The following is a 26,113-nucleotide window of genomic DNA, read 5'->3' as shown; positions in this document are numbered from 1 at the left end:
AATTTCAGATCGTTTAAGGTAGAGATCAGAATCTCGGTATTTCCGGGAATTTCTCTGTGCCACGATGAACATGCATCGCGCCGAATTCAGCACAACGATGGAGCGTGGGAACAGCCTTGCCTGGATTCAGCAGCATGGAAGGATCAAATGCACTTTTGAGGGCATGGAAAAGTTCGCGTTCTGCATCGCTGAATTGTAAGCACATCTGATTGAGTTTTTCGATCCCGACACCATGTTCGCCGGTAAGCGTGCCGCCTGCCGCGATGCAGATTTCCAGGATGCGTGCACCGAAGTCTTCCGCTTTCTGTAGCTCTCCTGGCTGATTGGCATCGTAGAGAATCAGCGGGTGTAAATTGCCATCGCCCGCATGGAAGACATTCATGCATCGCAGGCCATATTCCACGGAGAGCTGCTCGATTTGCTGCAGTACCTGGGCCAGGTGTTTGCGGGGAATGGTGCCGTCCATGCAGTAATAGTCGGGAGAGATTCTGCCTGCTGCGGGGAATGCAGCCTTGCGTCCCGCCCAGAATCGTTGACGTTCATGTTCATTGCGTGATGTGTCGACACGCACCGCGCCGCTTGCAGTCAGAATGGCCTGAATCTGCCGGATTTCATCGGCCACTTCTTCTTCCAGGCCATCCGATTCACATAGCAGAATCGCAGCGGCATCCTTGTCATAACCAGCGTGAATGAAATCCTCGACAGCATGAATGGTGATTTTATCCATCATTTCCATCCCGGCTGGAATAATGCCGGCCCGAATGACGTTGGCGACGGCTTCGCCAGCTTTTTTGATATCGTCGAACATGGCCATAACCAGCTTGGCAGTTTCCGGCTTGGGGAGAAGTTTGACCGTGATTTCTGTGACAATACCCAGCATGCCTTCACTGCCCGTCAGCAATGCAAGCAAGTCATAACCGGGGCTATCCAGTGCATCCCCGCCAATTTCCAGACAAGCGCCTTCGATCGTCAATACGCGCAATTTCAGAATGTTATGCACGGTCAAGCCATATTTAAGGCAATGCACACCGCCCGAGTTTTCCGCCACGTTGCCGCCAATTGTGCAGGCAATCTGCGAGGAGGGATCGGGCGCATAGTACAGGCCATAAACTTCGGCCGCTTCGCTGATTGCCAGATTTCTGACACCGGGTTGGACTCTTGCGCTGCATGCCAGAGGATCGATTTCAAGAATACGGTTTAACTTAGCCAGGGATACCAGCACGCCTTCTGCATGCGGCTGCGCGCCGCCCGAAAGGCCTGTACCAGCGCCGCGCGCGACGACAGGCACTTGCTCGGCATGGCAGATCCTGAGAATTTCAGCGATTTCCGCTTCCGTCTGCGGCAATACCACAATCATGGGTAACTGCCGGTAAGCAGACAAAGCGTCGCATTCGTAGGGTCTGAGATCTTCTGTTGCAGCCAGTACGGATTCCGCCGGCAGAAAATTCCGGAATGCCTGGATCAATCGGGTGCGTTGCATGGTATCGGTTGGGTCAGATCATGCTCAGCCAATTTTTCAAGTATGCGGACAATGGCTGAATTGTCCAAGCGTGCATCGCCTTGTGCCATGCACGCATTGTAGAGTGATTGGGCCAGGGCGGTGCCGGGTAGGCTCACACCCAGAGCCGAGGCACTGGCAAGCGCAATGTCCAGATCCTTGACCTGCAAATCAATGCGGAATCCGGGGTCGAATGTATGTTTGATCATCCGTTCACCATGAACCTCGAGGATGCGCGATGCCGCGAATCCTCCCAGCAGTGCTTGCCTTACTTTTTCTGGATCCGCCCCCGCTTTGGAAGCGAATACCAATGCTTCAGCTACAGCTTCCAGCGTGAGTGCGACAACAATCTGGTTTGCGACCTTGCAGATTTGTCCAGCGCCAGGATCACCTATCCGGGTAATCGTTTGCCCCATCACCGCCAGCGCCGGTTTGATCGTTTCAAAAATGGCTTCGGTCGCGCCAACCATGATCGTCAGTGTGGCATTCTGGGCGCCGATTTCGCCGCCAGAAACCGGTGCATCAGCGTAATGGTGGCCCAATTCCGATAGCCGTTTGGCAAATGCCCAGGTTTGAACGGGCGATATCGAACTCATGTCTACAATGATTCGGGGTCGCGAGCGGTCGACCAACAGGGCTTCTGCAATGCCGTTCTGGGCGAACAGCACGGTTTCAACATGTGCAGTGTCGGGCAGCATCAGGAAAATGATATCGGATTTTTCCGCCACGTCCTTGGGGGCAGGGCAGGCCCGGCCGCCCAAGGCAATCAGCTCATCCGGCACACCGCTGCGGGAGTTTAAAAAAACCGTATAGCCATATTCAATCAAGTGTCTGGCCATGGGTTTGCCCATGATACCCAGACCGATGAAGCCAATTTCTTTCATTCGTATAAGATTCCCAGAAAATTAGCACTTGCTCTATCAGTGACTTAACTTATTCAGCGGATGGCTCGGCTGCTTGCCGGTCATCCCAAGATGTGGCAGAATCGATGGCCACCATGCATAGCATCGCATAGTATAACAGTCAGCATTTCCTCTACTAACGTTATCTAAGAGAAAATATGAAAGAATCCGAACAACCTACGATCAGTTCAAACGAACAGGTCATTCAATCAAGTATTGTCGCCGAAAGCTTGTCAGGCGGTGGTGGGCATGCCGGTGAAAATGTGACAACAGCGTCATCCTCCGCCAGTGTTGCCGCGGGAAGTATGGGTGCTGCACCTGCTAAAGGCGGCGATGCTTCGGCCTTGGATCAGGTGTTGCCGCCGCAGATGGGGCGCGATCTGGTCGAGGATGCAGTCAAGAAAAGTAAATTCAATGTATCGCAGATCCTGGTGAGAGGATTTCTGTGTACGCCATTTCTTGCCTATGCTACGGCATTGACTGCGTTATTGGTATCTCAGGGCTGGACGACAGCGGCCGCAGGTTTGATTTTCCCAGTGGGATATATCATGCTGGCCATGCTCGGTCTGGAAATGGCAACCGGTAGTTTCTCGGTCATGCCGATGGCCATGTTTGCCGGACGAATCAAGCTTCCGAGCGTCGTGCGCAACTGGTCCTGGACATTTGTCGCCAATTTGGTGGGGGGCATTTTCTTCGCCTGGTTGCTTTGGTTCTCGTTGACGAAGGGCGGTTCTACGGAGCCCAGCGGTGTATTGACTACACTGGCCAAGCTCGCTGAAAAGAAAGCTTCTTATTCCGAATTTGGCATGAATGGCTGGCTGGCTGCAGTGGGCATGGGGGTATTGTGTAACTGGCTGGTCAGCCTTGGCCCGGTTTTTGCGAAAGCATCGCGTAGCGTGCCTGGCAAGGTCATGCTGATTTGGTTGCCAATCGCCACCTTCTTCGCGTTAGGCTTTGAGCATGCTGTGGTAAACATGTTTGTTTTTCCGATCGGGATACTGTCGGGGGCTGATGTGACCATTTCACAGTGGTGGTGGTGGAATCAGATTCCTGTGACGATTGGTAATATTCTGGGTGCGGTGATATTCAATTCGATGTTGTGGTACCGCACGCATAGTGCCTAGTACTGATCAGTACAGTTAAAAAAACGGTGATGCGCGCATCACCGTTTTTTATGGGTAAAGTTGTTGAAAAATAGCGACTAAGTCTATGCCTATGTCTGATGCCGCGTGCGCATGGAAAACCGTACGAGAATGGGAGGTGCCTTGCACGCCATTCATCTTCTTGATTTGGCGCATGGTTTGCGATGCTTATTGGTTCTTCTTCGGCCGATATCCGACCGGGAAGAAGAATATAGTATTTAATCAGGCCTTGATAATTTTGGTGCCAAACATGATGCGGAGTGTCCAGCTGATGGCGTAGGCGCTTCCTCCCAGCAAAAGCAATTGCCCCAAGATACGCTGATCGCTCAACAGGTAGTTTGCGCACAGACGATCGGGCAAATCCAGATACAACCATCCAAGGCGCATAAGGGTTGCCCAGAATTCAAGCATGAGTACGCCCCGTGCGATCGAATTGAGCAACGGCCAGCTCAGATTCAGAGCAATGCCCATGACAGGTAGGGTGATGAATTTCAGGACTTCAAAATACCATTCCGACACGGCGCCGTCCAGAGAGCGGGGCAGCATCCAATAGGCCATGATGACAATAGTCAGTGCCATGCCAGTTATACCCCATCGATTCCATGGGGCAATTTTCGCCTTCCATTCGGCGGGCAATGTTTTCCCGATCATCCATCCGATGATGATCAGCATCGGAATTTGTACCAGCATGTGCGTGACCATGCTTTGTTCGAGAAACCGCTGCATGGGGGGGAGGGCCAAAATGAACCAAGCTGCCAGTGGCAGCCATTCCTGCTTAATCTTGAGGAGCATTTTCTGTGTTCAGTGCTTGAATTAGGTATTCTTTAAGTTCATCGAGTTGTTCGACGCCAAAAATGGCGACCAGCCGGCCTTCTGGATCGATGACGTGATAACCGGCAGAATGCGTGTATCCACCGTATTCATCAGGGATGACAATGACTTTAAAGAAGTCGAGAATGGCTTCTCTCTGAGATGGGCTGGTTGGACGGGATGCTGTCCAGGATCGAAGATCGGCAGAAAAATGGGAAAGGTGTTCCTTGAGCCTTTGCGGGGTGTCTTTTTCCGGGTCGAAGCTGATACTTAGCAAGTGTAAACGGCTGTTCTCCAGTTTGTCGGCAAGATCCTTTTGTAGCGTCCTCAGACCACTACTGAGTATCAGACATACGCTTGGACAACTCGTGTAGATAAAATCAACGACTATGAAATGACCGTGCCAATTGTTGACTGTGATGATCTCGGCACTCTGGTTCTCCAGCTGCCAGTGAGGAACGGGGCGGGGATTTTCGCGTACGTCGAGACGGCGGGCCTCTTCAGCGGTAAAGGCACGCCCCCCATCTGTGCTGGTCCAGAGAATGAGTAATCCTGTAATGACAATCAGAGTCGTTGCCAGGAAAGTTCTCATTCTTTAATTCTCCTTCGGCAGAAATGCCTAAAATTATTGAAACGGTGTTGCTTATCGTGGCGCTATTCTAGACGTTTCTGCTTTTTTCGCAATCCCTCCCCGCCAAGTGCGGCAGGGAGGGGGGGGCTGTTTTAGCTGGGATCAGCCGCTCTGGGCAGGCTGATCAGCGCACGTAATATAAACAATAACGTGCCCAATACAACCAATGCGGCGGCGACAGTGCCAACTTGCGCAAAGGTGACCCATTCATCCATGTGCACGGCCCAGCGGCGTGGAACGCTGCTGGCGCCGCTGGCAAGGAACACCATCGAAGTCAGGAAGCCGCCGATAAGGTAGGCGTAGAAACCCACATTATCGGTTGCTTTGACTTCTTTCTGGCGGCCTTCACCAGCGAGGTGATAGGTAAAGCCGATAATCATCGGTAACAATCCAAGCAGCAAGTAGAAATGGAAGTGCCCTGGCACCCACATGGTGTTGTGGAATACGCGGTTGATGGTCACCATGGCATCCAGAATTGCAGGAATGACACCCGCTGCCCAGCCAAACATGGACAGGAATAACAATTTCGTAGTGGTGCTCCATTGAATACCGGAGCGGTAAACGATCATCAGGGCACCGTAGCCAGTGACAACGAGGACCGGAATGCCGCTACCAAAAGATAATATCTGGCCCATTACCAGCATCCATTGCGGCATTGGGAAGTCCATCATCAAGTGGTGTGGATAAACGGCCATTACCATGAATACGATGGCAAACCAGGCTGCATAAAAGACTTTGCTGGTTTTCCAGGGGCGGCCGGTATAACGCGGCAGCAATTCATACACTGCTGTTACCGAGGCGTAAATGGTCGCGTTAATGAAAACATGGCCGAAGAAGTAAATCAGGTTCTTCATCAGCAAGGCATCGGGTTGGAATTCTGGATTGTAGAGATTGACCAAACCCATTACCAATACCACTGCACCTGCTGCGATTCCCAGGAAATTGACGATCAGCACCATGGTGCCAGCCACAACGGTGGGTGGATGTGTATTGTCGACAGGTACTTTGCCGAACAGCTGAGGCAGTCCGAGGGCGGCAGCCAGGCTACCGTAGCCGGCAAGAATGGCACGGCCGATATCCAAATACAGAATCAGGAAACCAGTACCGATTACCAGCAGCCCCAATTGGAAGACAGCTGCTGCGCCAGTGGACCAGGCGCCCATTGATATGGCTGGCAATGGATAAAGGAAGGTCCACGCGCCGCCATAGCCGCCAAGGAAAATGGAGCCGAGGATCATGACGACCCCGGTCAGGAAAATGCAGAAATTAACCCAAAAAATGGTATTGCTCAAACGCACATACTGGCGCAGGAAATACCAGAGCACGCCGGTTGAAGCGATCCCTGCCGCACCGACAACGCCTACGCCGTGAACGGTCATGATTTGGTAAAACAAATCAACGGCGATTTCCAGCCAGGTGCCTTGGGCTGCCCGCATGGCAAATCCGGCCAGCATCATCAACAGAAATACCAATAAACCGCCGATCAAATGTGCTTTGACCGCAATCAAGGCATTCCTGTTTTCTGAGTCACTATATTCAATCTTTCTACTTGCTGCTGTACTGCTCATTGTGCCCTCCACTCTTTAATTTTTCTTTGCGACATTGCTATGCTATTGAATTACTTACTTTACGGTTAACTCGGTGATCATGGCGTGATGTGCCAGCCCACAATATTCCAGGCAGAGGATCTTATATTTGCCTGGCTTGTCGAATACATGCACGAGCTTGTTGGTGTAGCCTGGCATCGCTTGGGTTTGACCGACCAGTTTCAAGTTTTCGTCATAAATGCCGAATCCATGGTTCACGTCTTCACCTGTTACCAGAAATGCCACTGGTTTGCCGGCTTCCACGGTATCGGGTGTCATGGTCCAATACCATTGATAGGCCCCAACTTTAACAACCTGATGATCATTGGCCGGATAGTCTTTCTTTTGATCTGGGATCGGGAAAGGACTCAGTGAAAAGTATGTGATAACGAGACCGAGTGTGATCAGAAACAGGAACCATTTGCCACGTACGCCATACCATTTTTTGGTAATTGACGGGTAATCCGCTTCAGCTTTTTTGGAATTGGCGATGACAAAATAGAAAACCGCTGCTATCAAGGCTATGCACACAAGTGTGATAGCATAAACTGTTGAGACCATTTTAGATTTCTCCCTCCATTAGGTTGACGTTCAAAGCGTCGAATCTACATTTGATACAAATCGATGTCAACTAATTCTTGACATTCTAAAATCCATTTTTGCCTTGTGGTTTATTGAGTTACGTTCGATCGGCCTGTAAAAAAACAGGCATTTTTATATGGATGTTAATGCCAGGAAGTAACTGATAATTGTTACTCAAAAATGGTGTGCGATCTGATTGGCAATTTGTTAGTTGACTGGCCTTTATGGGATAATCGTGAAAAGTAAAAAGCAGGCAATCATATCGAAAATGAAAACGTTATACGACAAGTTATGGGAAGATCATGTCGTCCACACGGAGTCAAGTGATCCGGATGGGATGGTGATCCTTTATATCGATCGTCATTTGGTGCATGAAGTCACCAGTCCGCAAGCTTTCGAAGGGTTGAAGATGGCAGGGCGGCGGCCCTGGAGAAGCAGTTCGGTGCTGGCTGTAGCAGATCATAATGTGCCAACCACCGATCGCAGCCTTGGCATCAGTGACCCGGTCTCGCGATTGCAGGTCGAGACCCTGGATCGCAATTGTGAAGAACTGGCGATCACCGAGTTCAAAATGAATGACAAGCGGCAAGGTATTGTCCATGTAATCGGCCCTGAGCAAGGCGCAACGCTGCCCGGCATGACAGTGGTCTGTGGGGATTCTCATACCAGCACGCATGGTGCGTTTGCCTGCCTGGCGTTCGGGATCGGCACCTCCGAGGTTGAGCATGTGCTGGCCACACAGTGTTTATTGACGAAGAAATCCAAGGCAATGCGGGTCGAGGTCGACGGAGTATTGTTACCGGGTGTGACTGCCAAGGATATTGCGTTGGCAGTCATCGGCGCCATTGGAACGGCCGGTGGTACGGGCTATGCCATTGAGTTTTCGGGCAGTGCCATCCGGGCGCTTTCCATGGAAGGGCGCATGACCCTTTGCAACATGGCGATCGAGGCCGGAGCGCGCGCAGGCATGATCGGTGTCGATGAGGTCACCATCGATTACCTCAAAAATCGTCCTTTTTCGCCCAAGGGGGCTGACTGGGACCGGGCGGTGGCTTACTGGCGCACCTTGAACAGCGACCCGGGCGCGGTCTTTGCGCGAACAGTCGAGCTTGATGCTTCACAGATTAGACCACAGGTGACTTGGGGAACTTCGCCGGAAATGGTGACCGCTATTGATGGGCGTGTACCCGATCCGGCACAGTGCGCCGATCCAGTCAAGCGCAAGGATATTGAGCATGCACTGGACTATATGGGGCTATTGCCCGATATGCCGATTGAAGATATCCATATCGATAAAGTGTTTATTGGGTCTTGCACGAATTCCCGTATCGAGGATTTGCGCGAAGCCGCGCAAGTTGTCAAAGGCAGGCATGTTGCGCCAAATGTCAAGCTGGCGTTGGTGGTGCCTGGCTCTGGATTGGTCAAGGCCATGGCTGAGCAGGAGGGGTTGGACAAGATTTTTCTTGAAGCTGGATTTGAATGGCGTGAACCGGGCTGCTCGATGTGCCTGGCGATGAATGATGATAGATTGATGCCGGGAGAACGTTGTGCGTCGACTTCCAACCGTAATTTTGAAGGCAGGCAAGGTCCGGGAGGCCGTACCCATCTGGTCAGTCCGGCTATGGCGGCGGCAGCGGCTGTGAGCGGCCATTTTGTCGATGTGCGTGCTTTTCCTCGTCAATAAAGTTTCTCTTTGTTTCCGGGATTAAACATGAAAATGATATTCACATTTCTTCTATTGCTGGCCATTGCGGCGCAGTTGTCGGCCTGCAACACCGTGCAAGGATTTGGTAAAGATCTTCAGCGCGGCGGCGAAGCGATTGAAAGAACGGCTAAATAAAATCTAAATACATGAAAAAATTTGAGCGATGTCATGGCCTGGTCGTACCGCTCGACCGCGCCAATGTCGATACCGATGCCATTATACCCAAGCAATTTCTGAAATCCATCAAGCGTTCCGGTTTTGGACAGAATTTGTTCGATGAATGGCGCTTTCTCGATCATGGCGAGCCAGGTATGGATGCCTCGCAACGTCAGATTAACCCGGATTTCATCCTTAATCAGGCGCGTTATCAAGGTGCCCAAATACTGGTTGCACGTGATAATTTTGGTTGCGGGTCGAGCCGGGAGCATGCGCCCTGGGCCTTGCAGGATTATGGTTTTGTGGCCATTATTGCCCCAAGTTTCGCCGATATATTCTTCAATAACTGTTTCAAGATTGGATTGCTGCCAATCGTGCTGGAGGCGGCTGTAGTGGATAAATTGATCCAGGATACGATTGCTACCAACGGCTATCGTTTGCTGATTGATTTGGCTGCACAGACGGTTACAGCAGCCTCGAATGATGTTTATCCCTTTGAAATTGATCCATTTCGCAAGCACTGCTTGCTCAACGGACTCGATGAAATCGGACTGACTTTGCAGCATGCCGACAAAATCAGGCAATTCGAGGAAAACCGGCGGCAACAACAGCCCTGGTTATTCACGTGATAAAAATGGACAAGTGATATGAAAATTGCATTGCTGGCCGGTGACGGAATCGGTCCAGAAATTGTTGCGCAGGCCGAGCGTGTCTTACGGTTTCTGATGGCAGACGGATTGAAGATGGAGCTTGAATCCGGTTTGCTGGGTGGTTGTGCCGTTGACGCCACCGGCGAGCCTTTTCCCGAAGCAACCCGCAAATTGGTGATCGAAGCCGATGCCGTTCTGCTGGGGGCAGTGGGTGGACTGAAATACGATAATTTGCCTCGAGAAAAACGGCCTGAACAAGGGCTGCTGACCATACGCAAGACACTTAATTTGTTTGCCAATTTACGTCCGGTCATTCTTTATCCGGAGCTTGCAAATGCTTCAACGCTGAAACCGGAAATTGTGGCGGGACTGGATATCCTCATTGTCCGTGAGCTCACTGGCGATATCTATTTCGGCCAGCCGCGCGGGATTGAACAAAGAGATGGGCAGCGAGTGGGTTTTAATACCATGATCTATTCTGAATCCGAAATCAGGCGCATCGCCCATATCGCATTCCAGGCCGCCCGCAGGCGGCAGGGCAAGGTGTGTTCGGTAGACAAGATGAATGTGCTGGAATGTACGCAACTGTGGCGCGATATTGTGACGGAGACGGCGCAAACATATCCGGATGTGGCGCTGACGCATATGCTGGTAGACAATGCAGCCATGCAGCTGGTGCGCGATCCGAAACAATTTGATGTCATTGTGACGGGCAATATGTTTGGCGATATCCTGTCGGATGAAGCCTCGATGCTGACCGGTTCGATCGGAATGCTGCCTTCCGCATCCCTGAATGACCAGAATAAAGGGTTGTACGAACCGATTCATGGCTCTGCTCCCGATATCGCTGGCAAGAATATTGCCAATCCTTTGGCGACCATTCTTTCAACTGCCATGATGCTGCGTTATTCATTCAATCAGGAAATTGCTGCTTCGCGCATCGAGCATGCTGTTAAGAAAGTATTGAAGCAGGGATATCGGACGGCCGATATTTTTGAATCGGGCATGAAAAGGGTGGGTACGGTGGAAATGGGGGATGCGGTGCTCGCGAATATGTAGGTTTCGCACTGGCCAGGCGGATAATCGCTCAATGTGGGCATGAGCAACTGATCGATAACTTTCTTTTGCAAAAGGTTTAAAGAATTATATGAAACAAGTAGGATTTGTGGGCTGGCGGGGTATGGTGGGCTCCGTGCTCATGCAACGAATGCGTGAAGAAAATGATTTTTCATTGATTGACCCCGTATTTTTTTCGACCTCCCAAGTGGGTCAGGCAGGGCCGGATATTGGCAAGGAAATGGTGCCACTCAAGGATGCCTTTGATATCGTGGCGCTCAAGAAAATGGATGTCATTATCTCTTGCCAAGGAGGCGATTATACCAACCAGGTGTTTGGCAAACTGCGCGAATCGGGCTGGCAGGGTTACTGGATAGACGCGGCCTCCGCGTTGAGAATGCATGATGATGCCGTGATTATTCTTGATCCGGTGAATCGGTCTGTAATCGAGCAAGCATTGCACAAGGGTGTAAAAAGCTATATCGGTGGCAATTGTACAGTCAGCCTGATGCTGATGGCGGTCGGTGGATTATTCGAGCGGGAAATGGTCGAGTGGGCAAGTGTCATGACCTATCAGGCCGCATCGGGTGCTGGTGCACAGAATATGCGCGAGTTGCTGCTGCAAATGGGTGAAACCCACCATGTGGCAGAGGATTTGCTGAATGATCCTGCATCCAATATCCTGGAAATCGATCGCAGAGTCGCGCAAAAACTGCGCGACAAGACGTTTCCTGCAGAAAATTTTGGAGTGCCCTTGGCAGGGAGTCTGATACCCTGGATAGATCGGGAAGTGGCGCCCGGACAAAGTCGGGAAGAGTGGAAAGGACAGGCTGAGACCAATAAAATTCTGGGTCACACCGATCAGCCGGTACCAGTTGACGGTATTTGTGTGCGCATAGGCGCCATGCGCTGCCACAGTCAGGCGTTGACAATCAAACTTCGGCAGGATATTCCGCTGGATGAAATCGAAGCGGTGGTCGCAGGGGCCAATGATTGGGTGCGCGTCATACCCAACGATAAGGAAGCCACCACCAAGGAGCTCACGCCAGTTGCCGTGACCGGTAAACTGGATGTGCATGTCGGACGCATGCGCAAATTGGCCATGGGTGGTGAATATCTTTCTGTCTTTACAGTAGGTGACCAATTATTATGGGGCGCCGCTGAACCCTTGCGCCGAATGCTGCGCATTCTGATTGAACAGCAGGCAGCATAGCCATCGATTATTCGGTTCTGGGCCTGCTCGCTACCATTATTCAGCTGAGAAAGCGTTTGAGCATCCGCTACGGGCAGGCATACCGGAATGGTTATTGGGGCTGACCACAACTCCGATGGTTTTGATGAGATTTATCGAAATAAACGGTATTGCGATGAGTTATCAAATTTTCCACTAATTTTCTTCGATGCTACTATCCAGGCTAATCCGAGAAATAAGAGAGGTATCTGTGTGAAGACAGTTGATTTCAGGAAAGAGATGGATTTTTCCCGTATTGTCCTTAAGGCATTGTTGGTGCTCGTACTCATGTCTTCATGGGTGATCCATGCGGCCGGTCTGGGAAAGTTGACCGTGGGATCATATCTCGGGCAACCTTTTAAAGCAGAAATCGCACTGGTATCGGTCACGGATCAAGAGGCTGCTTCTTTGTCTGCCGGGGTGGCATCATCCGAGGCTTTTCGGAAAGCAGGTCTTAACTATTTGCCCTATCACTCATCGCTGTCGGTTTCAGTGGAGCAACGGATAGATGGCCAACCCTATCTCCTGGTGACTTCCCCTCAGGTTGTCAATGAGCCTTTTATCAATTTATTGGTCGAGCTTAACTCGTCTTCAGGGCGCCTGCTGCGTGATTACACTGTATTGCTCGACCCAGCGAAAGCCCAGGCAGCCGGTACCGCGGTGCCAGCCAGAGGGCAGATTGATGGCCCAGCTGAAGGTAGCGATGATTCGCCCAGGGGCGCCAGCGCTCAGACAGGCTCATCTGACCAAGCCGGGAAGACCTACGGGCCGGTTAACCATGGCGATACCTTGACAAAAATTGCGCGTCAGGTATCCCCCGGCAATGTTGACCTTAATCAAATGCTGGTAGCTCTGTACCGTGCCAACCGCGATGCCTTCCTGCAGAAGAATATGAATTTGCTCAAGGTGGGAGCTATTCTGCGGATTCCTGATCAGAGCGTCATTGCTGCCATTACGCCGCAAACAGCGACTCGTGAGGTCAGTATACAGACTGAGCGCTGGAACAATTACCGGCGAAATATCGCAGATATGGCCACCGGTGTACCAGGCAGCAATGAAATCCGCCGTTCGCACACAGGCAAGATAACTGCCATTTCAGAGAAATTAACCACGACTGGCGCATCTCAGCCGGAAGAAGTTTTGATTCTTTCAAAAGGAGAGTTGCTGGATAGCGATCCGCAATCCAATAAGCAGGACGACAACCATTCTGCACAGCAATATCTGCGTATGATGGAAGAAGACGCCATCGCGAAAGCGCGTGCGCTAGCGGAAGCCAATGAGCGTGTTGCAATCCTAGAACAGAATATTGCCAAATTACAGCGTTTGCTCGAGCTGAAAAATACAACCGAGGACACCCGGATTCCGGTCGCCCAGGATCGAGTTCCGATAGATGACGAGGTGTACTCTGGGGCGCGTTCAGCAATGGCCCTGGCTGCCAATTCGGCACCGCAGCCGATGGAAGATCTGGCGATACCTGAATTTACAATTCCCGCACAGCCGGTTTCTTCTGAACTGCTGCCCAACGCCATCGAGCGACCAGAAGATTCGACATCCGAAAAATTTTCTATGTTCGATACCTTTTCCGCGTTGACAGCGGACTATGGCGGATTGCTCGGTGGAACGCTTGCGGCCTTGCTCGCTATTTGGCTGGCTGCGTCGATCGCTCGCCGAAAAAGTGAGCAAGCCGATGATTTTGATGACATGGCCTCATATAGCCATCTTGGTAACGAAGCAGGGCGGGTTTCCGCAGCATTTGCGGAAACCGGTTTTGAGCCAGATAATCAACAAAAGATGCACACTGGCATGGATCAGTCTGCATTAAAACTTCATGATGATCATCATGAGCATGCCAGGTCCGAGTTTGAGAATAGAGTCGAAGAAAGCCTCTCGAAGGATGGGGATGGATATCCCGGTGAAAATGCGGCCGATACGCTGCTGTCACTTGAATCGGACTGGGCGCCTGAGACATCAAGCCTGTCGGATGAGGCAACCCAACTAGATACATCCCTCGGGGGCATGCGCCCCGATCCAGTCAGCCCGGCTGAAGAAGATGCCGGTAAGCTCGAGGATCATTCCGGAGAGGCGGAATGGAGTTTCCCGGATTATGGCATGGATCTGGACATACAGCGCAATGATGACCATGCCGAGGAAAAAATTGGGCAGCATGATACTTTGATCGAGGATGCGCATGGGGGCGATTCACAGCGAGATATCGCGGATGTGGGCAGCGCCGATACAGATCATGGCTTGCGGGGCAAATCGCTCAGGGAACCAGACTTGACGCATATCGATTTGAATCTGGGCGATGAGTCCTCGAGCACAACGGCTGAAGATTATCCTGTCGATGAAGATTTGCAGTGGCGCGAGGTGGCAACAAAAATAGATCTTGCCAAAGCTTATCTCGAAATGGATGACAAGGAAGGCGCCAAGGAAATACTCGAGGAGGTGCTCGCAGAGGGTGATAGTGAACAACAGGCAAAGGCTCGTTCGATGCTGGATGGAATGAATTAAGCTTGTCGTGCATTACCTGGCAAGCTGCTTCCAATGACTTCGCACCCAGCCCGGCAGTTGCCATGGCAGGCTGGAAGCAGGCCATCATTTCGCTAGCATGACATCGACCCCAAATGGCAGAGATCAACTAATCTTGCTGTGAGAATCGCCCTAATCCTTGAATACAATGGCCAGGAGTACTGCGGTTGGCAAAAGCAGCTCCAGCATGCGTCGATTCAGACCCAACTGGAAAGCGCTTTGTCGCGCATAGCCTGCAGTCCGGTACACGTCGTTGCCGCAGGCCGGACGGATGCCGGTGTGCATGCGCTCTATCAGGTGGTGCATTTCGACACCCATGTGCAGCGGCCATTGGGCGCCTGGGTGCGGGGTGCCAATGCCTGGCTGCCGGGCGATATTTCGGTGCTATGGGCATCCCAAGTCAGCTCCGATTTTCATGCCCGCTTCAGTGCAATCGAGCGTACTTACCTGTATCGCTTGCTGAATCGGCCTGCGCGTCCTGGTGCTTGCCAGGGAAAAGTTGGCTGGATTCACGACCGCCTCGATCTGGAAAAAATGCGTGCCGCAGCAAGAATGCTGATGGGTGCGCATGATTTCAGTGCCTTCCGTTCATCAGAATGTCAGGCGAAGAGTCCGGTGCGTCAGCTGACCAAACTGGAAATCAACTGCCAGGGACATTTTTTCCTGTTTGAATTTCGTGCAAATGCATTTTTGCATCATATGGTTCGCAACATCCTGGGGAGCCTGATTTACGTAGGCAAAGGCAAATATCCGCCCGAATGGGTACAAATGCTGCTCGAGCAGCGCGACCGCAAATTTGCCGCCCCGACATTTTCTCCAGACGGGTTGTATCTGGCAGGCGTCCGTTACGACTCCAAATGGAACTTCCCTGCTTGTGGAACGGTTGATCCAGTTGCTGCTTTGCACGGATTCTGGCCGCCTGCAATCATCTAACATCAAGCTTATTGGGAAACTCAGTCGATGCGTGTTCGTGTGAAAATATGTGGAATTACCCGTCCAGAAGATGCCATCGCAGCGGTCCAGTGCGGAGCAGATGCCATTGGGTTCATCCTGTGGTCCCAGAGTGAACGATATATAGCGCCTGCAGCCGTCCGCCGGATCGTGAAACTTCTGCCCCCGTTTGTGCATGCTGTGGGAGTATACGTCAATCCTGATAAATCCTGGGTAGAGGAAAGCTGCTCGGCAGCCGGCCTGAGTTTGCTCCAGTTTCATGGCGATGAATCGCCTGAATTTTGTGCGCAATTTTGTTTGCCTTACATCAAGGCCGTGCGTGTCCGAGCAGAGCTAGATTTGGTACAATATGCCCGGCAGCATGAACATGCGCAAGGGTTGTTGCTCGATACCTATACGGCTGGCAAGCCGGGCGGGACGGGTCAAGTTTTTGACTGGAAATTGATCCCTGCCACGATGTCGCTGCCATGGATATTATCAGGCGGTCTTCATCCCGGTAACATTGCGGATGCAATCAAACAAACGCGTCCCTTGGCCATCGATGTTTCAAGCGGTGTCGAATCCGCGAAAGGCATTAAGGACGTCACTAAAATTTCTGCTTTTATGCAAGGAGTAAAATCTTGTGAAGATTTACAATCTTCCTGATGCACATGGCCACTTTGGCCCATATGGTGGCACATTTGTTGCCGAGACGCTGATAGCGGCGCTGGAAGAGCTGTGTGAGCAATATGAGCATTACCGGAACGATGCCGAGTTTCAGGCGGAGTTTCATCGAGAATTAAAGCATTATGTGGGTCGGCCCAGCCCCATTTATCATGCCAAGCGCTGGTCAGATCATCTGGGGGGGGGGCAGATCCTGCTTAAGCGTGAAGATCTCAACCATACTGGTGCGCACAAGATCAACAATACTGTGGGTCAGGCGCTGCTGGCGAGGCGTATGGGCAAAACCCGGGTCATCGCGGAAACCGGTGCAGGTCAGCATGGTGTGGCCAGTGCTACAGTCGCTGCGCGCTATGGCATGGAGTGCATCGTGTACATGGGATCGGAAGACGTCAGGCGCCAGGCGACCAATGTTTATCGCATGAAGCTGCTTGGCGCAACGGTGGTCCCGGTCGATTCGGGTTCCCGTACCCTCAAGGATGCGCTGAATGAAGCCATGCGTGACTGGGTAACCAATGTCGAAAATACCTATTACATCATCGGTACCGTAGCCGGTCCCCATCCCTATCCGATGATGGTCAGGGATTTTCAAGCTATCATCGGACGGGAAGCCAAGTCGCAAATGCTCGAGGATTATGGCAGGCAGCCCGATGCCCTGATCGCATGTGTGGGAGGCGGATCAAATGCTATCGGTTTGTTCTACCCCTATGTCGGCGAGGAAAATGTTCGCATGATCGGTGTGGAAGCGGCAGGCAAAGGAATCGACACCCACCAGCATGCGGCAACGTTGGTCACTGGCAGACCGGGTGTGTTGCATGGCAATCGCACGTATTTGATTCAGGACGAGAATGGACAGATAATCGAGACCCATTCCATTTCTGCCGGGCTGGATTATCCGGGCGTCGGGCCTGAACATGCCTGGCTCAAGGATTGTGGCCGCGCCGAATACGTTGCGGTCACCGATGAAGAAGCTTTGTCTGCATTTCATACACTTTGCCGGTTTGAGGGCATCATGCCGGCGCTCGAATCCAGCCATGCACTGGCTTACGCCGCCAAGCTGGCGCCCACTTTGGCCAAGGATCAATTGCTTCTGGTCAACTTGTCCGGACGGGGTGACAAAGACATGGCAACGGTCGCGCAGCAGTCAGGTATCTCGCTTTGATCGATTGAGTCATGCCGGGTAAGAATTTCAGCTATTTGACGCTACTGAGTAACTTTTAAATGAATCGTATTGCATCGACTTTTTCCAGTCTCAAGCAACAAAACCGGAAGGCATTGATCTCCTTCATCACTGCCGGTGATCCTGATCCCAAGACTACCGTTGCGTTGATGCATCAATTAGTCCAGGCCGGGGTGGATCTCATCGAGCTGGGCGTGCCCTTTTCCGATCCGATGGCCGATGGTCCGACCATACAGCGCGCATCCGAACGGGCGTTGAAACACCATGTTGGCCTGAAAGACGTGCTGGCGCTGGTGGCTACCTTCAGAGAGACTAATCAAACAGTTCCGGTTGTCCTGATGGGGTATGCAAATCCAGTCGAGGCGATGGGGTATGCCAATTTTGCAAAGCAAGCGCATGAAGCTGGGGTTGATGGCGTATTGGTGGTGGATTATCCGCCAGAAGAATGTGCGGAATGGGTGCAATGCCTGGAACAATGGGATATAGATCCTATTTTTCTCTTGTCACCGACCACACCACAAGCGCGGATTGAACAAGTGGCAAAACTTGCCAAGGGATACGTTTACTATGTTTCGCTAAAAGGCGTGACGGGCGCTGCGCATCTCGATATCGACAGTGTCAATCGTAAGCTGGCATCGCTTCGCACTTACATTAATGTGCCGATCGGGGTGGGATTTGGCATACGGGACGCACAATCCGCGCGGATTATTTCCGAACAGGCGGATGCCGTCGTGGTGGGGAGCCGTATTGTGGAAGAGATCGAGCAATCTTCAGCCGACAATTTACTGAATAACGTGGGTCAGTTTGTGCAGTCCTTGCGTCATGCCATCGATGGAACAAAAACGGATAACTCTTTGAGGGAAGCTGATTCATGAGCTGGTTTCACAGTATTATCCCGCCCAAAATAAAGCGCAAGGAAAATGGCGAGAAGAAAGTTGTGCCGGAAGGATTGTGGAGCAAATGCGACTCTTGTGAAGCGGTGCTTTATTACACCGATCTTGCAAAGAATCTCAATGTCTGCCCGAAATGCGGGCATCACAACCGGATTTCTGCGCGGCAGCGGCTCGAGCTATTGCTCGACCCGGCAGATCGTCACGAGCTCGGGGCTGAAATTCTGCCTCAGGATCCCTTGAAATTCCGCGACAGCAAACGCTATACAGACAGACTGTCACAAGCTACTACCAGCACAAACGAGACCGACTCGCTCATTGCCATGCGTGGCCATATCAAATCTGTGCCTGTCGTCACCGCCGCTTTTGAATTTGGATTCATGGGGGGCTCGATGGGCTCGGTCGTCGGCGAACGCTTTATTCGTGCGGTCGAGACAAGTATCACGCATCATATTCCTTTTATCTGCTTTAGCGCAAGCGGCGGGGCACGCATGCAGGAAGGCCTGTTCTCGCTCATGCAAATGGCGAAAACCACGGCGGTATTGGGGCAGCTGAGCAAAGCGCGCTTGCCGTTTATTTCTGTATTGACCGATCCCACGATGGGAGGCGTTTCTGCCAGTTTTGCCTTCATTGGCGATGTCGTCATTGCAGAGCCAGGTGCGTTGATCGGTTTTGCCGGTCCGCGCGTAATCGAACAGACCGTCCGGCAGACATTGCCAAAGGGTTTTCAGAGAGCGGAATTTTTACTGGAACATGGTGCGATCGATTTGATTATCGATCGCCGGGCCATGCGGGATCGCTTGGCAAATCTATGCACTTTGCTGATGCGCTCGCCAGTTCCCGTGACCCAACCAGCCTTTACTGCAGAATCTTGACCAGGCTTGAGTGCTTTCTCTGTTTCTCAGATTGAGCGCTCAATCTAGCCCGCGCCACAGCGAATCATGGCCGCACAGTCAATGACACTGGATAACTGGTTGGACTATCTTGGTCAACTCCATCCCAAAACCATCGATATGGGATTGGAACGGGTGAAAAGCGTGCAGGAGGTGGCCGGCCTGACGCCCGGTTTTCCTGTCATCATCGTCGGCGGCACAAACGGCAAGGGTTCGGTGTGTGCCATGCTCGCATCGATACTCGGATGCGCGGGTTATCGCGTCGGTTGTTATACATCACCACATCTTGTGCGCTACCAGGAACGGATACGTATCGATCAACAGGAAATTTCAGATCATCTTTTATGTTCTGCTTTTGAGCGCATCGAAACGGCACGCGAGTTGAGCCGAACATCTTTAACCTATTTCGAATTTGGCACCCTGGCAGCAATGTTGCTGTTCATCCAGTCCGAGGTGGATGTTGCCATCATGGAAGTGGGGCTGGGCGGGCGCCTCGATGCTGTCAATGTGTTTGATCCTGACTGTGCGGTCTTGACCAGTATTGATATGGACCACATGGAATATCTCGGCACTACCCGTGAAGCCATCGGTTTGGAGAAAATCGGAATCTTCAGAGTCGACAGGCCTGCAGTTTGTGCCGAACCGGACATACCGCCAGGTGTACGCCAGCAGATGTCGATCATGGGTGCCAGGCTTTCATGCATTCACGAGCATTTTGGCTACAAGAAAATTGATGCTGTGCAATGGCATTACCAAGGCTCCGATGGTGCTGGGATCAGTCTGCCTTTACCCGCTTTGAGGGGCGCTTGTCAATTGCAGAATGCCAGTGCTGCCTTGGCTACATTGGATGCCTTGCGTGACAGATTGCCGGTGCCAATGAATGCCATTCGACGGGGATTGCTTGAAGTCACCTTGCCGGGAAGATTTCAGGTATTGCCTGGTAAACCTGTGACCATACTGGATGTCGCGCATAATCCGGCGGCGGCGCGTGAACTGGCGCTCAATCTCAGTACCTTGCCTGCTGCGGGGCAGACCTATGCGATTGTGGCAATGTTGCAAGATAAGGATATGGTCGCGACGATTCAGGCACTCGGAGCACATATGGACCGCTGGCTGGTGGCGGGATTGGAAGTGCCGCGGGGCGCCACCAAGGCTCAAATGGCGCAAGCGCTTGAGGGTGCGGGCGTTGCCAGACCAGAAGCTATACATGTATTTCCTGATGTGCGCAGTGCCTACGCATACGCGCGCGAACATGCGCATGATAATGATAGAATATGCGTTTTTGGATCTTTCCATACAGTGGGTGCCGTCATGGAAGGCCATGGTATGTCGAATTCTTGAAAATGAACAGGTAATCATAAATGGTCAGAGATATCAGTGAAGAAGAGATCCTGCTGAGGAAACGCGCTAGACGACGCCTGATAGGTGCGATTACACTTGTCGTTCTGGCAGTGGTCATTTTACCTATGGTCCTGGATGATGAACCCAAGCCGGAGCAGCAGGAAATCGACATTCTAATTCCTTCTGAAAATCTGGTGGATGACGCCTACCCCTGGATGCTGCCCGAAGAGGATAAATCCTTGGCCGAGGATATGACCATTGCGCCCGAACTGGACAAGCCGTTGCCATTCACCGATCCGGATTTTCCCGCAGTGGCGGATATTCCGCCTAGCCAGTATCCGGCAGTCGGCGGGATACCCGTACCAGCCAGAAAGCCTTCGCTGATGCGGCCAGCCAATCGGGATCAAGTTGCCAAGGAAACCGCCATAAAAAAACCTGAGGGAGCATTTGTCATACAACTGGGCGCATTTTCTGATGTTTCCAAAGCTCAACAGCAGCAGCAAAATCTCATTGCCAATGGCATCAGCGCGTATACCGAAACAATTAAGATCGGCAATAATGAAATGACTCGGGTGCGCATTGGCCCGTTTCCCACACGCGACGTGGCCGAGACTGAACACGAGCGATTGAAGGCAATCGGTTTAAGCGGTGTAATCACGAGTAAATAGATGACGGCTTTCGACTATTTTGTGCTGGGCATCGTATCTGTTTCTGCATTACTGAGCGTAACGCGTGGCCTGGTGAGAGAAGTTGTATCACTGCTGGCTTGGGTGATCGCTTTCTTTGTTGCCAGCCGTTATTCAGTCGAGATAGAACCCTTTCTGGCTGATTTTATTGAGGATCCGTCCATTCGGATGCTGTCGGCATTTGCCGTGACATTTTTTGTTGTGCTCCTGATGGCCATGCTGGGGGCTCAATTGCTGTCAACATTGGTAAGGAGCGTGGGGCTTGGTCTTGTCGACAGAATGCTGGGCGCCGCATTTGGATTCGCGCGCGGATTGGTCATCGTGCTGTTCCTGGTATTAGCCGCCGGCTTCACGCCATTGCCTCAACAGTCCTTCTGGCAGGAGGCGGTGCTGAGCGAGCCACTGGAAATCATGGCCGCTGATATCGTTCCCTGGTTGCCCCAGGAATTCAGGGATCTTGTCGTTTTTGATAGATAGCCCATTTGGGACTGTTTGATTCACATCCATGCATGTGAATCATATTGGTAGCTTTTCAATTCTCTTGTAATCCACTTTTTTCAGCGAGCTCGCTATGTGTGGAATTCTAGGTGTAGTAGCCCGGTCACCTGCAAATCAATTATTGTATGATGGCCTGCTAATGTTGCAGCATCGCGGTCAGGATGCTGCCGGTATCGTAACCGCCCAAGGCAATACCTTCCATATGCACAAAGGTTTGGGCATGGTGCGCGATGTTTTTCGTACCCGTAACATGCGGGCCTTGTTGGGCCATATGGGGATAGGCCATGTGCGTTACCCGACGGCAGGCTCTTCCTCTTCGCCTGCCGAAGCGCAACCGTTTTATGTCAATTCACCTTTCGGGATTGTGCTGGCGCATAACGGCAATCTGACCAATGCCGATACACTCAACCATGAGTTATTCATCGCCGATCGTCGTCATGTCAATACACATTCCGATTCCGAGGTGTTATTGAATGTATTGGCGCATGAGTTGCAGGAACGCGCAGCCGGCTATCAGCTGGATCCCGCAGCAATTTTTTCGGCGGTCTCGGGGGTGCACGAACGCTGTCAGGGGGCTTATGCGGTCATCGCCATGATTGCCGGTTATGGATTGCTGGCCTTCCGTGATCCATACGGCATTCGGCCATTGGTATTCGGTTCCATCGAAACAGATGCCGGTACGGAATACATGGTGGCATCCGAAAGCGTTGCGCTCGACACGCTCGGATTTCGCCTGATTCGGGATGTTGCGCCAGGTGAAGCCATTTTCATCGACGTAGAGGGGAATTTCTACAATCAGCAGTGCGCTACCCAGTCCAGCCTGAATCCATGCATTTTTGAGTATGTTTATTTAGCACGGCCCGATTCGATGATGGACGAGATTTCCGTGTACGAAACCCGTCTCAACATGGGGATCAATTTAGCCGACAAAATCAGTACATCGATGCGGCATTTGAATATCGATGTGGTCATCCCGATTCCCGAATCGAGCCGTCCAAGCGCCCTGCAGCTGGCCAATCGCCTGGGCATAGACTTCCGGGAGGGATTCGTTAAAAACCGCTATGTCGGCAGAACCTTTATCATGCCCGGTCAGCAACATCGGCGCAAATCGGTCCGGCAGAAACTGAATGCGATTGAAATGGAATTCCGAGGCAAGAATGTTTTGTTGGTCGACGATTCCATCGTGCGCGGCACGACCAGCCGCGAGATCGTGCAAATGGCACAGGAAGCAGGGGCCAATAAGATTTATTTTGCTTCAGCTGCGCCCCCCGTGCGTTATCCCAATGTGTACGGGATAGACATGCCGACTCGCCAGGAGTTGATTGCAACCGACCGTTCCGATGAGGAGATTTGCCGGGAAATCGGGGCAGATTACCTAGTCTATCAAGAACTGGATGCGCTCAAACAGGCGATTGCCAGTGTCAACCTGCAAGTCAGCAATTTTGAGACTTCCTGCTTTGATGGGCGCTACATTGCGGGGAATGTCACCCAGGAATACCTATACAAAATCGAATCACAGCGCAACGCCGGCAGCCAGTCACAAACCGGGCGCGCGACCCAGCTCGATTTGAGCCTGTTGCCGATAGACTGATTTTTGAAGAACCTCCATGACCAGCGATTTAGATCTCGAGACTTTGGCAATTCATGCCGGCATACACCGCAGTCAATTTAACGAACATTCGGAACCCTTATATTTAACCTCGAGCTTCGTATTCGATAGCGCCGCACAGGCTGCGGCGCGTTTCTCCGGTGAGGAGCCCGGCAATATTTACTCACGTTTCACCAATCCAACCGTGACTGTCATGCAAGAGCGGTTGGCTGCCCTGGAGGGGGCGGAAGCATGTATTGCGACTGCTTCCGGAATGTCTGCCATCTTGGCCTGTGTGATGGGGCTGTTATCGGCCGGAGACCATGTTGTCGCATCACGCAGTTTGTTTGGCTCGACCGTCAATCTTTTTACCAACATTCTCAATCGTTTCAAAATCGAAACGACTTTTGTCTCCGCTACGGAACCTGGAGAATGGCAGGCCGCCGTTAACCCCAGCACCAGAATGTTTTTTCTGGAGACACCTTCCAATCCATTGACTGAAATTTCCGATATTGCAGCATTGGCTGCAATCGCCCATCAAAACCAAGCGTGGCTGGTGGTCGATAACTGCTTCTGCACACCAGCCTTGCAGCAGCCATTGAAATTGGGCGCGGACCTGGTGATTCATTCCGCCACCAAATACCTGGATGGGCAGGGCAGGGTGCTCGGCGGCGCAGTGCTGGGTAATCGTGATTTGATCATGGAAGGCGGCATATTCGGTTTCCTGCGTACGGCAGGGCCCACGCTGAGTGCGTTTAATGCTTGGGTGATCCTGAAAGGCCTGGAAACCCTGGGCATCAGAATGCAGGCGCATTCCGCCCATGCACTGGAAATCGCCCAATGGCTGGAAGCACATCCTAACGTGGCGCGCGTCTTTTATCCTGGCTTGCCCTCGCATCCGCAACATCGGCTTGCCATGCGGCAGCAGAAGACCGGTGGCGGTATCGTTTCGTTTGAAGTGAAGGGGGGCCGGGAGATGGCCTGGCGCGTGGTCGATGCGACCAAGTTGTTATCGATTACAGCCAATCTTGGCGATACCAAGAGTACACTCACTCATCCAGCCACCACGACACATGGCCGCATCAGTCAGCAAGCGCGCGATGCTGCCGGCATCAGCGACGGGCTGTTGCGGATTGCAGTTGGACTGGAATCACCAGCGGATATCAGAACGGATCTGGCACGCGGATTGGGTTAAACCGGTTCTGGCCACCTTGGCATCATAGTTTCCAGCCTGTCTGGAAAGCAGGAATCCGGGCGCCATCAGTCCTGTATGATCGCGTGCAGCGTCGCCTGATAGGCTGGGTTGCTGGCGTCCAGGACAACGGCCCTGCGGGCAGCTGCGGCCGCCTCGCTGCCGAGCCCCTGGCCGGCAAGCGCATGGGCGAGGTTATTCCAGGCAGCGGCATAGGCAGCATCGATCTGGATGACTGCACGAAAGGCAGTGGCCGCTTGTTCAAACCGGCCTTGCTTGTATTCCGTATTGCCTATCCCCATGCGAGCAATCTTGCTTTCGGGCCAGCGCTGGATGATGGCCTGATAGGCTGTGATCGCGGCCGTGTAATGCGCCGCACGTTCCAACCCGGCGGCCGCTTTCAGTGCCGCAATTTCCGTGCTGGTTGCCGGCAAGCGATCGGGTGCTGTAATGGTAACCGCCCAAGCGCCAGCGCGCTGCCAGGTCTGCTCGAAGGCATGCAGATCAGTCGTGCGATAAGGCGTAAGGCCAGAGTGCAACAGCAGATTTTCGTTGGCCAGATCATAACCCACAGCCACCGAAAAATGCCACTGTGGCCAGATTTTCAGACCCAGATTCTGGAATACCATAACGGGATTACCTGCTGAAATCTCGGTCAGGATATCGCTCAGGGAATCAACGGTGATTGCCAGAGCGCCATGGCGTCTCGCGCCAGCCAATATATCCTGAGTGAGCGTGCCTTGCCGGCCAGGCGTAAAAACCTCGGGGGCTATTTGCTCCTGCCCGGTTGGCATGCCTGCCCAGGTTAGCATCATGGCGAGCGCTGCCGGACCGCAGTAATACGCCTCTTGCGGATAGAATGGCACATTCGCGACTATCGCCTGCCTGGCAAACCCCGTTGGTTGTTCCAGCGCCAACCGGGTTTGCGGTGCGGTGCAACCGCTCAGCAGAATCATCAGCAGACAGCATTGCAGGCCTGCGCGCAGTTTCAGGTTGACCTGCCCCAGTTGGGCCTGTTGGCATAGGCGCAGTAGCTTAGGGCTCATTAGCGAGCCCTAAGAGAGCATGGCGAGCTGGCATGAAGAGAAATGGCGATCCCATTTCAGGACATGGCAACGCGGCCATTGCGTTACGGCCTGCCGGGTCATACCGGCAAAGCCGTAGAGTTATGCTGCCGCCACCAGCCCAACTGGGGCAGCTGCAGGGTTGAAGCTTTATCTTGCGCACTTGGTGAAGTTGAAGACGGTAGTGAGGCAAAGCAAATCGGTGATAAGCAAAATAATGAATACCCCGACCAGAGCGCCAATGATGGGGCCAATAGCGCCTTCCCCAGCGGGCTGGGCATGGATCTGTCCGGCTATCAGCTGTATTTCGCTATCCGAGAAACTATTGATACGGGCCAGCGCCTCATCCGGGTCCACACCCAAAGCGGTCATTTCAGCACGCACATCCTCGCGCGACATAAATTCATGGATCCGTGCACGTTCAGTCGCAAGCATGCTGTCTTCAATGAGCTGATCCGTGCTGATATGGCTGGCGGCAAAACCCGCCATGGGAAAACTGGTGAGGATAAGACTCAGTATCAAGGGTAATGCGAGTGCCACACGAATGCGATGAAAAAAACGCATGATATATCTCTCCTTTTATTGGTATTGAATGTGGGTAGTCAGGAGTCGCTCATAAATAACTGTAACACTTCTTCCTTCACGGCTCCTTAGAGCGGGATCGCAATGTTGTAATTCAGATCATAATGATG

Annotated in this window: 25 protein-coding genes; 17 read left to right on the top strand and 8 right to left on the bottom strand. The window is 52.3% G+C overall.

Annotation, left to right across the window (positions count from 1 at the left end):
- Window positions 1-25: 25 nt before the first annotated feature.
- Window positions 26-1,480, bottom strand: coding sequence for an FAD-linked oxidase C-terminal domain-containing protein (locus tag BLV85_RS03975; protein ID WP_090412359.1), 1,455 nt, complete (start codon window positions 1,478-1,480; stop codon window positions 26-28).
- The gene (locus BLV85_RS03970) at window positions 1,462-2,388 is read right to left on the bottom strand and encodes a 2-hydroxy-3-oxopropionate reductase (protein ID WP_342707031.1); all 927 of its coding nucleotides are present in this window, start codon (window positions 2,386-2,388) and stop codon (window positions 1,462-1,464) included. The genes BLV85_RS03975 and BLV85_RS03970 overlap by 19 nt, the downstream gene beginning before the upstream one ends.
- A gap of 170 nt (window positions 2,389-2,558) precedes the next feature.
- Between BLV85_RS03970 and BLV85_RS03965 the strand changes: the two genes are divergently transcribed.
- Window positions 2,559-3,524: a formate/nitrite transporter family protein gene (locus BLV85_RS03965; protein ID WP_176973916.1), complete on the top strand. Its 966-nt coding sequence runs from the start codon at window positions 2,559-2,561 to the stop codon at window positions 3,522-3,524.
- 240 nt (window positions 3,525-3,764) lie between these two features.
- Here the strand turns inward: BLV85_RS03965 and BLV85_RS03960 are convergent, their stop codons facing one another.
- The 4 genes from BLV85_RS03960 to BLV85_RS03945 form a co-directional block, all read right to left on the bottom strand.
- Window positions 3,765-4,334, bottom strand: a complete 570-nt coding sequence (locus BLV85_RS03960) for a hypothetical protein (RefSeq protein ID WP_090412355.1) — start codon at window positions 4,332-4,334, stop codon at window positions 3,765-3,767.
- Window positions 4,318-4,944 carry an SCO family protein gene (locus tag BLV85_RS03955; RefSeq protein ID WP_090412353.1) on the bottom strand — a complete coding sequence of 209 codons (627 nt, stop codon included), beginning with the start codon at window positions 4,942-4,944 and terminating at the stop codon, window positions 4,318-4,320. Before BLV85_RS03955 ends, BLV85_RS03960 begins: the two co-directional genes overlap by 17 nt.
- Window positions 4,945-5,075: 131 nt before the next feature.
- Window positions 5,076-6,551, bottom strand: coding sequence for a cbb3-type cytochrome c oxidase subunit I (locus BLV85_RS03950; protein WP_090412351.1), 1,476 nt, complete (start codon window positions 6,549-6,551; stop codon window positions 5,076-5,078).
- Between the two features lie 54 nt (window positions 6,552-6,605).
- A complete protein-coding gene (locus BLV85_RS03945) occupies window positions 6,606-7,130 on the bottom strand; it encodes a cupredoxin domain-containing protein (protein ID WP_090412349.1) in 525 nt (174 codons plus the stop codon).
- A gap of 289 nt (window positions 7,131-7,419) precedes the next feature.
- Here BLV85_RS03945 and leuC point away from each other — a divergent pair, with 289 nt between their 5' ends.
- The 16 genes from leuC (at window position 7,420) to BLV85_RS03865 (ending at window position 24,360) form a co-directional block, all read left to right on the top strand.
- Complete coding sequence (leuC, locus tag BLV85_RS03940) at window positions 7,420-8,835, top strand: 3-isopropylmalate dehydratase large subunit (RefSeq protein ID WP_090412347.1); 1,416 nt, start codon at window positions 7,420-7,422, stop codon at window positions 8,833-8,835.
- Between the two features lie 27 nt (window positions 8,836-8,862).
- Window positions 8,863-8,991 (top strand): entericidin A/B family lipoprotein, encoded by a 129-nt coding sequence (locus tag BLV85_RS03935; RefSeq protein ID WP_090412345.1) that lies wholly within the window; start codon window positions 8,863-8,865, stop codon window positions 8,989-8,991.
- Between the two features lie 11 nt (window positions 8,992-9,002).
- On the top strand, window positions 9,003-9,641 hold the full coding sequence (gene leuD, locus BLV85_RS03930) for a 3-isopropylmalate dehydratase small subunit (protein ID WP_090412343.1): 639 nt from the start codon (window positions 9,003-9,005) through the stop codon (window positions 9,639-9,641).
- A gap of 18 nt (window positions 9,642-9,659) precedes the next feature.
- On the top strand, window positions 9,660-10,721 hold the full coding sequence (leuB, locus tag BLV85_RS03925) for a 3-isopropylmalate dehydrogenase (RefSeq protein WP_090412341.1): 1,062 nt from the start codon (window positions 9,660-9,662) through the stop codon (window positions 10,719-10,721).
- A gap of 88 nt (window positions 10,722-10,809) precedes the next feature.
- Window positions 10,810-11,931 (top strand): aspartate-semialdehyde dehydrogenase, encoded by a 1,122-nt coding sequence (gene asd, locus BLV85_RS03920; protein WP_090412339.1) that lies wholly within the window; start codon window positions 10,810-10,812, stop codon window positions 11,929-11,931.
- Window positions 11,932-12,162: 231 nt separating this feature from the next.
- Window positions 12,163-14,460, top strand: a complete 2,298-nt coding sequence (locus BLV85_RS03915; protein WP_245725084.1) for a motility hub landmark protein FimV — start codon at window positions 12,163-12,165, stop codon at window positions 14,458-14,460.
- 138 nt (window positions 14,461-14,598) lie between these two features.
- Window positions 14,599-15,411: a tRNA pseudouridine(38-40) synthase TruA gene (gene truA, locus BLV85_RS03910; RefSeq protein WP_090412336.1), complete on the top strand. Its 813-nt coding sequence runs from the start codon at window positions 14,599-14,601 to the stop codon at window positions 15,409-15,411.
- Between the two features lie 27 nt (window positions 15,412-15,438).
- A complete protein-coding gene (locus BLV85_RS03905) occupies window positions 15,439-16,074 on the top strand; it encodes a phosphoribosylanthranilate isomerase (protein WP_090412334.1) in 636 nt (211 codons plus the stop codon).
- Window positions 16,052-17,251 (top strand): tryptophan synthase subunit beta, encoded by a 1,200-nt coding sequence (gene trpB / locus BLV85_RS03900; RefSeq protein WP_218132773.1) that lies wholly within the window; start codon window positions 16,052-16,054, stop codon window positions 17,249-17,251. The genes BLV85_RS03905 and trpB overlap by 23 nt, the downstream gene beginning before the upstream one ends.
- A 59-nt stretch (window positions 17,252-17,310) precedes the next feature.
- On the top strand, window positions 17,311-18,144 hold the full coding sequence (trpA, locus tag BLV85_RS03895; RefSeq protein WP_090412332.1) for a tryptophan synthase subunit alpha: 834 nt from the start codon (window positions 17,311-17,313) through the stop codon (window positions 18,142-18,144).
- Window positions 18,141-19,034 (top strand): acetyl-CoA carboxylase, carboxyltransferase subunit beta, encoded by an 894-nt coding sequence (gene accD, locus BLV85_RS03890; RefSeq protein WP_090412330.1) that lies wholly within the window; start codon window positions 18,141-18,143, stop codon window positions 19,032-19,034. Before trpA ends, accD begins: the two co-directional genes overlap by 4 nt.
- Window positions 19,035-19,100: 66 nt before the next feature.
- Complete coding sequence (gene folC, locus BLV85_RS03885; RefSeq protein ID WP_090412329.1) at window positions 19,101-20,393, top strand: bifunctional tetrahydrofolate synthase/dihydrofolate synthase; 1,293 nt, start codon at window positions 19,101-19,103, stop codon at window positions 20,391-20,393.
- A 20-nt stretch (window positions 20,394-20,413) separates the two neighbouring features.
- Entirely contained in the window at window positions 20,414-21,061 is a 648-nt protein-coding gene (locus BLV85_RS03880) for an SPOR domain-containing protein (protein WP_090412328.1), read from the top strand.
- Window positions 21,062-21,556: a CvpA family protein gene (locus BLV85_RS03875; protein ID WP_090412327.1), complete on the top strand. Its 495-nt coding sequence runs from the start codon at window positions 21,062-21,064 to the stop codon at window positions 21,554-21,556.
- Window positions 21,557-21,650: 94 nt separating this feature from the next.
- Window positions 21,651-23,168, top strand: coding sequence for an amidophosphoribosyltransferase (purF, locus tag BLV85_RS03870; RefSeq protein WP_090412326.1), 1,518 nt, complete (start codon window positions 21,651-21,653; stop codon window positions 23,166-23,168).
- A 16-nt stretch (window positions 23,169-23,184) separates the two neighbouring features.
- Entirely contained in the window at window positions 23,185-24,360 is a 1,176-nt protein-coding gene (locus BLV85_RS03865) for an O-succinylhomoserine sulfhydrylase (protein WP_090412324.1), read from the top strand.
- Window positions 24,361-24,425: 65 nt separating this feature from the next.
- Here BLV85_RS03865 and BLV85_RS03860 read toward each other — a convergent pair whose 3' ends face one another.
- Together BLV85_RS03860 and BLV85_RS03855 are read right to left on the bottom strand one after the other, a co-directional pair.
- Entirely contained in the window at window positions 24,426-25,403 is a 978-nt protein-coding gene (locus tag BLV85_RS03860) for a PA2778 family cysteine peptidase (protein ID WP_090412322.1), read from the bottom strand.
- A gap of 168 nt (window positions 25,404-25,571) precedes the next feature.
- The gene (locus BLV85_RS03855; protein ID WP_090412321.1) at window positions 25,572-25,985 is read right to left on the bottom strand and encodes a PA2779 family protein; all 414 of its coding nucleotides are present in this window, start codon (window positions 25,983-25,985) and stop codon (window positions 25,572-25,574) included.
- Window positions 25,986-26,113: the final 128 nt, after the last annotated feature.

The organism is Nitrosomonas halophila (assembly GCF_900107165.1).
Classification (GTDB): Bacteria; Pseudomonadota; Gammaproteobacteria; order Burkholderiales; family Nitrosomonadaceae; genus Nitrosomonas; species Nitrosomonas halophila.
The sequence above is the reverse complement of the archived record's forward strand: the minus strand, read 5'-3'. Positions and strand labels throughout refer to the sequence as shown.